A 12,586-nucleotide genomic window follows, 5' to 3' on the forward strand; every position below is an offset into this window, starting at 1 on the left:
GGGTTGAAATGGCACAGCGAATCAGTAGCTGGGTGCGGGGGCTGATGCGCCGGATCCGGTCGGACAACGGAATGACGACATCCGAGTACGCGGTGGGGACGATCGCGGCCTGTGCGTTCGCGGCGGTGCTCTACAAGGTGGTCACCAGCCAGCCGGTCATGTCCGCGCTGCAGTCACTGCTGAAGAACGCGCTCGATGCGAAGTTCTAGGGACGACCGGGGTACAGCGGGCGGAGACCGTTCCGGGACCGCTGGCAGGAGCGGGGACCGGGGCGCGGTGACGGCGGAGGCGGCCATGGCGGTTCCTGTACTGGTGGTGTTCGCCCTGTCGCTGGTGTGGGCGTTGATGGCGGCCTCGGCCCAGATCCGATGCGTGGACGCGGCCAGGGCCGGGGCGAGGGCGGCGGCCCGCTCGGAACCGGAGGCCCAGGCGCTGGAGGCCGCCCGTGCGGCGGCACCCGGCGGAGCAGAGGTCTCGATGGAACGGACCGGCGAGCTGTGGCGGGTGCGGGTGGCGGCGCCCGCGCCCGGCCTCGGCCCGCTGGCCCTGACACTTCACGCGGAGGCGGCGGCACTGGCCGAGGACACGGTGGGGGCGGGGTCGTGACCGGTGAAGGCGTCGTGATCGGTGGAGGAGGAAAGTGGAAGGCCGTTGTTGTCGGCGGGCCGAGCCCTCATGGGGGTGGCGGTCCCGGGCCCGGTCCTCGGTACGTCCCGGTACCGGGCGGTGCACCAGTGCCGGGCTGTGGACCGGCTCGGGGGCGTGAAACGGTCCTCGGCCGTGAATCCGTCCCGGGCCGGATCGGGGTTCCGGGGCCAGGACCGGCCCGGGGACGGGCGGGCCGGGACGAAGGGCTGGCCACGGTGTGGGTGGCGATGACGACCGCGACCCTGTGCGTGGTGTTCGCCGGCGTGCTGGCGCTCGGACAGGTGGTGGTCGTCAGACACCGGGCCGGGGGAGCGGCGGACCTTGCGGCCTTGGCAGCTGCCGACCGGGCCCTGCGAGGAACCGAGCAGGCATGCGAGGCGGCAGAGAAGGTGGCTGCGGTGCAGGGGGCGACGGTGGTGCGGTGCACGGTGCACGGGGAGATTGCCGACGTCACGGCCCGGGCGGCTTTCGGGCCGTACGAACCGGCGGTCAGGGCTCGGGCCGGCCCTCCGGCAGCTTCTCCTGGACCTCCGGCATCGGCGACGGTTCCGACGGCTGCTCCTGGCCCCTCGGCTCCGTCCGCCCTGGCTCCGCCGCCCCCGGATGTGTCGCCTCCGGTGGTGACGGGGGATTCAGGGGTGCCGGGGGACCTGAATCCCCCCGCGCCGGTGGAGCGAACCGGAGGAGTTCGCCGAGGAGGCGCACGGCACCGCGCTTGTGCAACGGATCGTTGCCGTTGCCGCACTTGGGGGACTGGATGCAAGAGGGACAGCCCGCCTCGCATTCGCAGGACGCGATGGCCTCGCGCGTCGCGGACAGCCATGCACGGGCGGTGTGGAAGGCCCGTTCGGCGAATCCGGCGCCGCCCGGGTGGCCGTCGTACACGAAGACCGTGGGCAGCAGGGTGTCCGGGTGCAGCGGCACGGAGACGCCACCGATGTCCCACCGGTCGCAGGTGGCGAAGAGCGGCAGCATCCCGATGGAGGCGTGCTCGGCAGCGTGCAGGGCGCCACCCAAGATCTCCGGGTTGATGCGGGCGGCGTCGAGCTGGTCCTCCGTGACCGTCCACCACACGGCGCGGGTGCGCAGGGTACGGGGCGGCAGCTCCAGCTTGGTCTCCCCGAGCACCTCGCCCGTGATCAGCTTGCGACGCAGAAAGGAGACGACCTGGTTGGTGACCTCCACGGATCCGTAGCAGAGCCGTCCGTCGCCCCACGGGACCTCGGTGTCGGTCTCAAGGACGGTGATGGATGTGGTGTCGCGGGCGGTCGTCGAGTACGGCGGTGTCGCCTCCTCGACCAAGGCCACCGAGTCCTCCAGGTCCAGCTTCCGGACGAGGTAGGTACGGCCCTGGTGGAGGTGGACGGCACCTTCGTGGACGGCGGTGTGCGCGGCGGCCTCGTCGACCGTGCCCAGCAGTCGGCCGGTGCCTTCCTCGACGATCTGCATGGGGCGGCCGCCCCCGCCCCGGATGTCGGTGAGATCGGCGGCGCGTTCGCGACGGGTCCAGTGCCAGCCCGATGCCCGTCTGCGCAGCAGCTTGGCGGCCTCCAACTGCGGCAGCAGCCCGGCCGCGGCCGGGCCGAAGAGCTCCAGATCCGGTTCGGTCAGCGGGAGCTCCGCGGCAGCGGCGCACAGGTGCGGGGCGAGGACGTACGGGTTGTCCGGGTCGAGGACGATCGATTCCACGGGCTGCTGGAACAGCGCCTCGGGGTGGTGGACGAGGAAGGTGTCCAGCGGGTCGTCGCGGGCCACCAGGACGGCCAGGGCGCCTCGGCCGGAGCGTCCGGCGCGACCGGCCTGCTGCCACAGCGACGCCCTCGTGCCCGGGTAGCCGGCGATGACGACGGCGTCCAGGCCGGAGACGTCGACGCCGAGTTCCAGGGCGGTGGTGGCGGCCAAGCCGAGGAGTCGGCCGGAGTGCAGGGAACGTTCCAGCGCGCGGCGCTCTTCGGGAAGGTACCCCCCTCGGTAGGCGGCGACCCGGGCCGGCAGGGAGCGGTCCACCTCGGCGAGGCGTTCCTTGGCGATGACGGAGATCAGTTCGGCGCCGCGGCGGGAGCGTACGAAGGCCACCGAGCGGACGCCCTGGACGGTGAGGTCGGTGAGGAGATCGGCGGCCTCGGCGATGGCGGTACGGCGCACGGGCGCGCCCTTCTCGCCGTGCAGTTCGGTCAGGGGCGGCTCCCACAGGGCGAAGACCAGTTCGCCGCGGGGCGAGGAGTCGTCAGAGACCTCCTTGACGGGGAGCCCGGTGAGGCGGCTCGCCGCGATGGCCGGTTCCGCGGCGGTGGCCGAGGCCAGGAGGAAGACCGGGTTCGCCCCGTAGCGGTCGCACAGACGGCGCAGCCGCCGTACGACCTGGGCGACGTGGGAGCCGAAGACGCCTCGGTAGGTGTGGCACTCGTCGATGACGACGTAGCGCAGGGCGCGCAGGAAGGAAGACCAACGGGGGTGGGAGGGAAGTATCCCGCGATGCAGCATGTCGGGGTTGGTCAGGACGTGATTGGCGTACTGGCGCACCCATTCGCGTTCTTCGACCGGAGTGTCGCCGTCGTACACCGCGGGCCTGATGGCGTTGCCGAGGGGCGCCGCGAGTTCCTTCACGGCGCGCCTCTGATCGGCGGCCAGGGCCTTGGTGGGGGCGAGGTACAGAGCGGTCGCGCCCCGGCCGTTCGGGGCCTCGGAACCGTCGAGCAGAGCGGTGAGCACGGGGGCCAGATAGGCCAGCGACTTCCCGGACGCCGTGCCCGTGGCGATGATCACGGAATCGCCGTCCAGGGCGTGCTCGGCGGCCACCGCCTGGTGCACCCAGGGGTGGTCGATTCCGGCCCGTCGGATCGCGGCGATCACTTCTGGCCGGATGCGATCGGGCCAGGAGGCATGGGTTCCCGCACGCGGGGGCAAGTGCTCCGTATGAGTGATGCGCGCGGACCGGCCCGCCGCTGCGGTGAGCCGGTCGAGGACCATGGCGGGAGAGGGGCCGGAGTCCGTGTTCCCGGGCGGTCGACTGGGGCGGTGATTCTTGGCCATCGGCACCGAGTGTGTCACTGGCGTGACGGACAATGGTCCCAAGGCGTCGTGCATGGCTGCTGGTAAGTGATTGAATGCCATCGCGGCTGGCGATCCGTCCCCTGGCTCCGCCGGGGAGACCGAGGGGCGACCGCTCGATAGCAAGGTGCTGGAGGATCCGTGGACCTGTCCTTGTCGACACGCAATGTGTCCGGCCCTGGTGGCGACCGTACGGTCGTCGAGGTCGGTGGCGAGATTGATGTGTATACCGCGCCCAAGCTGCGCGAGCAGTTGGTCGAGTTGGTGAATGACGGCAGCTACCACCTGGTTGTCGACATGGAGGGCGTCGATTTCCTCGACTCCACCGGCCTCGGCGTGCTCGTGGGTGGCCTGAAGCGTGTCCGGGCCCATGAGGGCTCGCTGCGCCTGGTGTGCAACCAGGAGCGCATTCTCAAGATCTTCCGGATCACTGGTCTGACCAAGGTGTTCCCGATTCACACCACGGTCGACGAGGCGGTCGCGGCCACCGACTGACGGTCCGGTCCGCCCCGATACGTCTGGACCGTCGCCGATCCGCGTCCGCTTCAGTGACCGGATCGGCCGACAGCCGTCGGTCCGGCACGCGACAGGCGTATCCGTCGGCCCGGCGTACCGGTCGGCCCGACAGGCGGTCTGTACGGAACGTATGCGTCCAGCGACCGTCTGTCGGTGCATGCCGATGAGTGCAGGCCTCCGCTCGGGCACGCCGTGGCGTCGGGCGCGCCGGCAGCCGGGATGCCGGAAGCCGGGCACGCAGGCAGTGGTCGTTCCCGTCGGCCGGAGGGTGTTCGGCCCGGAGTAACCGGGTGTCACGACTGGCCGGAAACTTACTGGTCGGTCGGACATCTGCCGGTTGGCAGGACAACAGCCGACGGACCAGGCATCCGTCGGTCGACCGGTGAGGTGACCGACGGCACCCTGCCGAGTGGCGTTCGGCGTTCGCTGGTCGGCCGTGCGGCCTGACCAGTGGTCGGTGGTCGGCCGTTCCGCATGGTCTGCGTGGAGAGTGCGCCTTCGGACCGTTCGTGACCGGCTGACCGGCTGACCGGTCGGTAGGCAGGCTTGACCGGCCGGTCGATCGGGGCCGCGAGCCCGGACCGTCGTGCGGTCGGCGGTTGCATGTCGCCAGTGGCGGACGTCCGATAGCCGATGGGGTGCCCTTCGGTCGACGGGCTCGTCCGGCGAGACGGGAAGCGGTCGGACAGGTCGAAGCCAGTGCCGTGCGAAGGCCCGGACAAAGAGCCGGACGAAGGAACCGGGCACGGGAATGGGCGCGGAAACCGCCGGACGCGGGACAGACGCCTGGCAGTCTGGAGGCCGACCCGACCATGGCCGAAGTGAAGACCCGAGGAAAACCGGAAGAAGAGCCGGAGCGGCGGGCAGTGTGCCCGGGCTCCCAGGATGCACGCCCGTACGTCTGAGGGGGATCGCATGGCCACCGTTGAACTCCGCTTCAGTGCCCAGCCCGAACACGTCAGGACGGCGCGCCTCGTGGCCGCCGCCGTGGCGCGTCGCGCAGGGGTCGATGAAGCCGTGCTCGACGAGGTCCGACTCGCCGTCGGTGAAGCCTGCAGCCGCGCCGTGGGGCTGCACCGCAGTCATGGCATCACCGCTCCCGTCTCCGTCGCTCTGACCGAGGAGGAGAAGTCCTTCTCCATCGAGGTCGGGGACGAGGTGCCTGGCCCGGGGGCGGAACTCCCTCCCGGCGCGGGCCTCGACGAGTCGGAGTCCGGCACCGAGGTCGACGGCGAGGACGAGATGGGCCTCGCGGTCATCAGCGGCCTCGTCGACGACGTGGAGGTCAGATCGGGAATCAACGGCGGAGTGATCCGTATGACCTGGCCGAGGACGCCCGCGCCGGTTCTTCCCTGAAGCGAGTGCCGTAGCCGTCACGGCGGCGGCCCGCCGCCCAACTCGGTCGGAGTCCCCGTTCGTGCCGATGTCTTGATCCGCCCTATGAGCTCCTAGCACGATCTTCGATCTTGTCTAGGTGCGCTGGTCGGGCGTGAGCGGGGAATGATTCCGCCGCTCACGGGGTGTGGCGAGCTGACATGGATCGTTGGCAACGACTTGAGTGCGCCGATCGAGCCGTTACCGCCGCCCTGGCCCGAGAATGCGCCCGGCCCGAGACCGGTGCCTGACCGGCTGTGTCCGCAGCGCATCTTGTACGTGCTCGACAACGACATCAGCCGGCAAGCCGCCGCTGGAGCTGGGCTTCGGCTCCGGGCAGACGTGCCGACGTCGGCCGGGCCGTGGCACGCCGCGGGGATCTTCGACCGTCTGCGTCAGGTCCTGCCTGGCGAACTGCACGCGGCAGGTGAGCTGGACTGGTCGCGAGCCTGCGTGGGTGCCTCCCGCACCCGCGCGAAAAGGGGGCGAAGCCACGAGCCTGTCACCGGTCGACCGCGGGAAGCCGGGCCTTTACATTTCCGTGTGGTCGGTCGTCCGCGGGAAAATGACTCTGTCGCATTACTGCATTCGGAGCGATCTGCGACCCCGATCTTTTATCGATCCGGTCATGAACGTCAATCACATTTGCAGCACACTGTTTTGCTCGGTCCTTTCTCCCTACAATTCGTCCACGTCTTGAGCGCTGAGCGTCAAGGAGGACGTATGGCGGAGATCTTCAACACCCCACTGGCAGGACTGGCGCAAGATTCCGCACTTTCCGCGCGTTCGGGCCAGCCGTCTTCTTTCGCGGCCGCGGTGCTCACCGATGACAATCGCGTCATCGTGGTCGTCGTCGCGGCTGTGGCCGTCGCCGCGCTGGTCGTCGCCCGGTTGCTGTTGCGGCAGGTGCTGGCGGCGGGCGAGGGGACCGACCGGATGAAGGAGATCGCTGCCGCTGTTCAGGAGGGCGCGAATGCGTACCTGGGGAGGCAGTTGCGTACCGTCGGAGCCTTCGCGGTCGTGGTCTTCTTCCTGCTCCTTGTGCTTCCGGCCGACAACTGGTCGCAGCGCGCGGGCCGCTCGCTCTTCTTCTTGGTGGGTGCGCTTTTCTCGGCGACCACCGGATACATCGGCATGCGCCTCGCCGTACGCAGCAATGTCCGCGTGGCTGCCGCTGCGCGTGAGGCGACTCCGGAAGAAGGCGAACCGGAAAAGGACCTCACCACCGTTTCACACAAAGCGATGAAGATCGCTTTTCGTACCGGTGGTGTGGTCGGCATGATCACCGTGGGGCTCGGGCTGCTCGGGGCCTCCTGCGTCGTGCTCGTCTACGCCGCCGAAGCGCCGAAGGTGCTGGAAGGCTTCGGGCTCGGTGCCGCGCTCATCGCCATGTTCATGAGGGTCGGTGGTGGCATCTTCACGAAGGCCGCGGACGTCGGGGCCGACCTCGTCGGCAAGGTCGAGCAAGGAATCCCGGAGGATGACCCGCGCAACGCCGCCACCATCGCCGACAACGTGGGCGACAACGTCGGCGACTGCGCGGGCATGGCGGCCGACCTCTTCGAGTCGTACGCCGTGACGCTCGTGGCCGCGCTCATTCTCGGGACGGCCGCCTTCGGGGACTTCGGGCTGGCCTTCCCGTTGATCGTTCCGGCGATCGGAGTGCTCACCGCGATGATCGGGATCTTCGCGGTGGCCCCGCGGCGCGCGGATCGCAGCGGAATGACGGCCATCAACCGCGGCTTCTTCGTCTCCGCCGTGATCTCGCTGGCGCTGGTGGCCGCAGGCGCCTTCGCCTACCTGCCGTCCTCATACGCGGAGCTGGACGGTGTCACCGACACCGCCATCACCTCGCACGGCGGGGACCCGCGGGTCTTCGCCCTGGTCGCGGTGGCCATCGGGATCGTGCTCGCCGCCCTGATCCAGCAGCTGACGGGTTACTTCACCGAGACGAACCGGCGTCCCGTCGGGGACATCGGCAAGTCCTCGCTGACCGGCCCGGCCACCGTCGTGCTCGCCGGCATCTCCGTCGGACTGGAGTCCGCCGTCTACGCGGCGCTGCTGATCGGCCTGGCCGTCTATGGGGCGTTCCTGCTCGGCGGCGCGTCGATCATGCTGGCGCTCTTTGCGGTGGCCCTGGCGGGTACGGGGCTGCTCACGACCGTCGGGGTCATCGTGGCCATGGACACGTTCGGGCCGGTCTCCGACAACGCGCAGGGCATCGCGGAGATGTCCGGTGATGTCACGGGCGCCGGCGCGCAGGTCCTCACCGACCTGGACGCCGTTGGCAACACCACGAAGGCCATCACCAAGGGCATCGCCATCGCCACCGCCGTCCTCGCGGCGGCGGCGCTGTTCGGCTCGTACCGCGGCGCGATCGCAGGGGCGGTGGACGACGCGGGGGCCGGGACCGGGGCGATGTCGCTCAGCCTGGACATCTCGCAGCCCAACAACCTGGTGGGTCTGATGCTGGGCGCCGCGGTCGTCTTCCTCTTCTCCGGACTGGCGATCAACGCGGTGTCCAGGTCCGCCGGGGCCGTGGTCCACGAGGTGCGGCGGCAGTTCCGCGAGCATCCCGGGATCATGGACCGGGGCGAGAGGCCGGAGTACGGACGCGTCGTCGACATCTGCACCAAGGACGCCTTGCGCGAGCTCGCCACGCCCGGCCTGCTCGCCGTGCTGGCACCGATTGCCGTCGGGTTCACGCTCGGGGTCGGGCCACTCGGTTCGTATCTCGCGGGCGCCATCGGCGCGGGAACGCTGATGGCGGTGTTCTTCGCCAACTCGGGTGGCGCCTGGGACAACGCCAAGAAGCTCGTCGAGGACGGCCGGCACGGCGGCAAGGGCAGCGAGGCCCATGCCGCGACCATCATCGGTGACACGGTCGGCGACCCGTTCAAGGACACCGCGGGGCCGGCCATCAACCCCCTGCTGAAGGTGATGAACCTGGTCGCGCTGCTCATCGCCCCGGCGGTGGTGCAGTTCAGCTACGGGCAGGACGCGAGCCCGGTGGTCCGGGCGGTGGTCGCGGCGCTCGCCGTCGTCGTCATCGTGTGCGCGGTCCGCGTCTCCAAGCGGCGGGGCATCGCCGTCGGGGACGAGGAGGGACCGGGTGGCGGGGACGGAGGTGGCGACAGCCACGCCCGGCCCGGTCGGGCGGCCGTTTCGTGAGGCGGTGAGAGGTTCGGATCCACGGCCGAGTGGACGAAGGGGGCTGATGACCCGTCGGCCGGCCGGCGCTGCACGCTGGATGATCGGCCAGTCGGGTGGCCTGGCCGGCCTCGGTGGCGATGGCGGCGTCGGCCTTGGTGCCGGTGCCGGTGCCGTGGTCCGTGTCGCGCGGCGGTGCGTGTCGGCGTAGAGGCGCGGCGGTGCGTGGGGACGCGGTGCAGTGGTGACCTGATGGTGCGTGCGTGGGGATGTGGTGCGGCGGCGGTGCGGTGGTGGCCTGGTGGTGTGGCGGTGCGGTGCTGTGGCTGGTTGCAGGGGTGGTTCCCGGGTTGTTCGCTACGAGCATGCCCGTGTACCCGTACGCATGTATGCATGCATGCGTGTTCGTATCGTTTTCGCTCGGTTGTTCCTGTGCTCGACGGCTGAGTGGGTGAGTTGTATCTCCCTCATTCCTCTTGGTGCAAATGGCTGCAAAAGGCCATCTGTCGGACGTACGGCACCCGGATGGAGGGCGTCCGGCGTGTAAGTTCCGGGGCCGAGAGTCTTGGAAGGGACCGATCCGGTGAACAAGAAGCTTGCGGCCGCACTGTCCGGCGGTGCGGTACTGGTACTCACGTTGTCGGGCTGTGGGGGCGACGACCAGAGCGAAAAGGTGAACGCCTGGGCCAAGAAGGTCTGCGACCAGGTCCAGCCCCAGCTGCAGAAGATCGCGAACGCCAACGCCGCCATCCAGCAGCAGACCGCCGACAACAGCAAGCCCGCCGATGTCCAGAAGACCGACTCGGCTGCCTTCCAGCAGATCTCGCAGGCGTACAAGGCGCTGGGCAAGGCCGTCGAATCGGCGGGCCCGCCGCCTGTCGAAAAGGGTGAGACCACACACAAGGACGCCGTGAAGGAGCTCAACACCTCCTCCGCGGCGTACGCGGACCTGCAGAAGAAGGTCGACGCCCTCGACGCGAAGGACCAGGCGAAGTTCGCCGACGGCCTCAAGGACATCGCGGACGAGCTGAACAAGATCAGCACGAATGGCGACGAGGCCCTGAAGCGGCTTCAGTCCGGCGAGGTCGCCACCGCGATGGCGAAGCAGAAGGGCTGCCAGAAGCCGACGGCCTCGGTGCCGCCGAAAACCACCTCCCCCGGGCCGGGCGCCCCGGCGTCGTCCTCGTCGCCCAGCAAGGAAGCGTGACCGGTCGGCCCGGTGCTCTCCGAACGGCCTGAACAGTCCGATGGGTGCCGGGCCGCTGCTGTTGTCGGTGGGAGCGGACACAATGGTCGGGTGAGTACGACCCGCCTTCCCGCGCCCGATCGTTCGCCCCGGCTCCGCGAAGCCCTGCTCGCCGCCGCCTTCACCGCCGACGGGCTCCTGGACCTGCTCGGTGCGCCCGCCTATGCCGCGCTCGCCCGCAGCGAGACGGTTCCGGCGCTGCGTGCCACCCGGGGGGCGTCCCCGCTCGACACCCTGGTGCGGCTCTTCCTGCTCCAGCAAGCCGTCCCCTACGAGCGGGCCCGAGCCGCGCTTCCGCTGGCGGAGTGCATGGAGGACGGCTGGGTGGTCCGCGCCGGTGACGAGGTGCGGGCCGCGGTCGACGTGCGTCCGTACAGCGGGCCCGAGGGGCAGGACTGGTACATCGTCTCCGACGTGGGCTGCTCCGTCGGCGGCGCGGGCGGCATCGGTTCGCGGGAGGAGGGCGTGGTCCTCGGAGTCGGCGGGGCGTCCACCACCCTCGCCGGGATCACCGTCCGTACGCCGGTCGCCTCCGCGCTCGACATCGGTACCGGCTCCGGCATCCAGGCGCTGCACGCCTCGCAGCACGCCGGTCGGGTGACGGCCACCGATCTCAACCCGCGCGCACTGGAGTTCACCCGGTTGACGCTCGCCCTGTCCGGCGCGCCGACGGCGGACCTGCGCCTGGGCTCCCTGTACGAGCCGGTCGGCACGGAGACGTACGACCTGATCGTCTCCAACCCGCCGTTCGTCATCTCGCCCGGTGCACGCCTCACCTACCGCGACGGCGGCATGGGCGGCGACGACCTGTGCCGGACCCTGGTGCAGCAGACGGGCGACCGGCTCAACGAAGGCGGATACGCCCACTTCCTGGCCAACTGGCAGCACGTGGAGGGCGAGGAGTGGCAGAACCGGCTGAGCTCCTGGGTGCCGTACGGCTGCGACGCCTGGATCGTGCAGCGTGAGGTCCAGGACGTCACGCAGTACGCGGAGCTGTGGCTGCGCGACAGCGGCGACCATCGTACGGACCCCGCGGAGTACGCGGCGCGGTACGGCGCCTGGCTGGACGAGTTCGAGGCCCGCAAGACCAAGAGCGTCGGCTTCGGCTGGATCACCCTGCGGAAGTCCGCCGCGGCCGCCTCGGGGAATCCGTCCATCGTGATCGAAGAATGGCCGCACGCGGTGGAACAGCCGCTCGGACCAGTCGCGCAGGCCCACTTCGCCCGTCAGGACTACCTCCGCGAACAGGACGACGCCGGGCTGCTGGCCGGGAGGTTCACGCTCGCCGCCGAGGTCGTGCAGGAGCAGGTCGGTCTGCCGGGCGCGGAGGACCCCGAGCACGTGGTGCTCCGTCAGAACCGGGGCATGCGGCGCGCGACGAAGGTCGACGCCGTCGGCGCGGGCTTCGCGGGGGTGTGCGACGGGACGCTGCCCGCGGGCCGGATCCTGGACGCGATCGCTCAGTTGATGAACGAGGACCCGGTGTTGCTGCGCGATCGCACCCCGCAGGCGATCCGGTTGCTGGTGGAAGAGGGCTTCCTGCAGCCGGTGCGGCCGGCGGGGTGACGGTGTCGCCGTGATCCGGAGGGGCGGACGGCTGCCGGTGGTGTGGTCGACGCTCCTCGGCGGACTCGTTGCGATCCCCGGCTTATTTCGTTCCGGGGTCGGTTTCGCTCAGGGTCGGTTTCGCTCAGGGTCGGTTTCGCCACGGGTCGGTTTCGCCACGGGTCGGTTTCGGCGGTTCGGTTCCGGTAGCCGTGCCGGGGCCATGCCGCCAGGGGGACGGCTTCGTTCCGGCGAGGGGGCTGTTCTGCTCCGTTCCGGATCGAAGTCGTTCCGGTGCGGGGCACATCTTTGTATGCGGTGAACGTCCTCGTCATCGGCGGCGCCGCGTCTCCCGTCCCGAGGTCCGCCGTTGTGCCTCGTGTTCCGGTTGGCGTCGTGTTCTGGTGGGCGTCGGCCAGCGGGACCGGAGCCGGAGCCGGGGCGGGGCGGGGTCCGGCGTCCGGCTGCTCGGACGGCTCGGCGCTCCGAGCAGCCGCCCGACCTGTCCGTGTCTCCGGACCTGACCGCGTCGCCGGACGCCCCACGGCTCCGGGGCCGCCCCGCCGCCGGGCGTCGGCGCCGCCGTCCGGGCCCGAGCCGAAGGCCGTGCCCGCCGCGGCGGGTGAATCCGGCCATTCACCCAGGGTTCGCGTCCACGACGCCCCGGGGTGACAGCCTCCACCTGACCGGGCGGCACGGGGCCCCGGCCCGAACACCGACAGGGAGGCGGACGGACATGGAGAGCGGACCCGCGGTCCTCGCCGGAACAGTGTTCGCGCTGTTCGGCGCCGCGCTGCTGCTGTGGACGGGGGTGCGCGTGGTGCACCGCGCGCCGGTGGCGCATGGTGTGAATCCCCTCGCTTCCGCCACGCTCGCCACTGTGTTCGGCGTACTTTTTCTCGTTCTCGGTGTGTGGTGCTTCACCCGCATCTGATCCACTTCCCACCGGAAAACCCTTGCGTTTCCGCCGGACCGTCGCCACGCATGGCGGACTCCGCGGGCATCCGGGGAGGCTGCCCGGCGGGACATGGTGAAGACGGCACGAGAACGTGGTGG

At 70.3% G+C, this 12,586-nt stretch carries 9 protein-coding genes and 1 pseudogene; 9 read left to right on the top strand and 1 reads right to left on the bottom strand.

All coding sequences use genetic code 11. The features are described from left to right. The first annotated feature begins 8 nt into the window (after window positions 1-8). The 3 genes and pseudogenes from ACGF2V_RS12570 to ACGF2V_RS12580 form a co-directional block, all read left to right on the top strand. Window positions 9-209 (top strand): DUF4244 domain-containing protein, encoded by a 201-nt coding sequence (locus ACGF2V_RS12570; protein ID WP_362626632.1) that lies wholly within the window; start codon window positions 9-11, stop codon window positions 207-209. Continuing rightward, window positions 196-606: a TadE family type IV pilus minor pilin gene (locus tag ACGF2V_RS12575; RefSeq protein WP_362626635.1), complete on the top strand. Its 411-nt coding sequence runs from the start codon at window positions 196-198 to the stop codon at window positions 604-606. Before ACGF2V_RS12570 ends, ACGF2V_RS12575 begins: the two co-directional genes overlap by 14 nt. Before the next feature lie 269 nt (window positions 607-875). Then, window positions 876-1,097 (top strand): annotated as a pseudogene (locus tag ACGF2V_RS12580) (Rv3654c family TadE-like protein); the annotation flags it as partial. 40 nt (window positions 1,098-1,137) lie between these two features. Here ACGF2V_RS12580 and ACGF2V_RS12585 read toward each other — a convergent pair. After that, the gene (locus ACGF2V_RS12585; protein ID WP_362626638.1) at window positions 1,138-3,762 is read right to left on the bottom strand and encodes a DEAD/DEAH box helicase; all 2,625 of its coding nucleotides are present in this window, start codon (window positions 3,760-3,762) and stop codon (window positions 1,138-1,140) included. Between the two features lie 78 nt (window positions 3,763-3,840). Between ACGF2V_RS12585 and ACGF2V_RS12590 the strand changes: the two genes are divergently transcribed. The 6 genes from ACGF2V_RS12590 to ACGF2V_RS12615 all read left to right on the top strand — a co-directional run bounded on the left by ACGF2V_RS12590 (window position 3,841) and on the right by ACGF2V_RS12615 (window position 12,464). Continuing rightward, window positions 3,841-4,194, top strand: coding sequence for an STAS domain-containing protein (locus ACGF2V_RS12590; protein ID WP_003967428.1), 354 nt, complete (start codon window positions 3,841-3,843; stop codon window positions 4,192-4,194). Between the two features lie 936 nt (window positions 4,195-5,130). After that, window positions 5,131-5,571 (top strand): ATP-binding protein, encoded by a 441-nt coding sequence (locus ACGF2V_RS12595; RefSeq protein ID WP_362626639.1) that lies wholly within the window; start codon window positions 5,131-5,133, stop codon window positions 5,569-5,571. A gap of 741 nt (window positions 5,572-6,312) precedes the next feature. Continuing rightward, window positions 6,313-8,760: a sodium-translocating pyrophosphatase gene (locus ACGF2V_RS12600; RefSeq protein ID WP_362707563.1), complete on the top strand. Its 2,448-nt coding sequence runs from the start codon at window positions 6,313-6,315 to the stop codon at window positions 8,758-8,760. Between the two features lie 562 nt (window positions 8,761-9,322). Beyond that, window positions 9,323-9,946, top strand: a complete 624-nt coding sequence (locus ACGF2V_RS12605) for a small secreted protein (protein WP_362626643.1) — start codon at window positions 9,323-9,325, stop codon at window positions 9,944-9,946. 90 nt (window positions 9,947-10,036) lie between these two features. Further along, entirely contained in the window at window positions 10,037-11,551 is a 1,515-nt protein-coding gene (locus tag ACGF2V_RS12610) for a class I SAM-dependent methyltransferase (protein WP_362707560.1), read from the top strand. A 715-nt stretch (window positions 11,552-12,266) separates the two neighbouring features. Further along, window positions 12,267-12,464, top strand: coding sequence for a hypothetical protein (locus tag ACGF2V_RS12615; RefSeq protein ID WP_362626647.1), 198 nt, complete (start codon window positions 12,267-12,269; stop codon window positions 12,462-12,464). Window positions 12,465-12,586 lie beyond the last annotated feature (122 nt).

This window comes from Streptomyces sp. NPDC047982, assembly GCF_043204165.1.
Classification (GTDB): Bacteria; Actinomycetota; Actinomycetes; order Streptomycetales; family Streptomycetaceae; genus Streptomyces.

Excerpts from the sequence above, each read along its gene's own strand:
- ACGF2V_RS12600 (WP_362707563.1), top strand. The coding sequence starts at position 6,313 with ATGGCGGAGATCTTCAACACCCCACTGGCAGGACTGGCGCAAGATTCC.
- ACGF2V_RS12595 (WP_362626639.1), top strand. The coding sequence starts at position 5,131 with ATGGCCACCGTTGAACTCCGCTTCAGTGCCCAGCCCGAACACGTCAGG.
- ACGF2V_RS12570 (WP_362626632.1), top strand. The coding sequence starts at position 9 with ATGGCACAGCGAATCAGTAGCTGGGTGCGGGGGCTGATGCGCCGGATC.
- ACGF2V_RS12585 (WP_362626638.1), bottom strand. The coding sequence starts at position 3,762 with ATGGCATTCAATCACTTACCAGCAGCCATGCACGACGCCTTGGGACCA.
- ACGF2V_RS12615 (WP_362626647.1), top strand. The coding sequence starts at position 12,267 with ATGGAGAGCGGACCCGCGGTCCTCGCCGGAACAGTGTTCGCGCTGTTC.
- ACGF2V_RS12575 (WP_362626635.1), top strand. The coding sequence starts at position 196 with ATGCGAAGTTCTAGGGACGACCGGGGTACAGCGGGCGGAGACCGTTCC.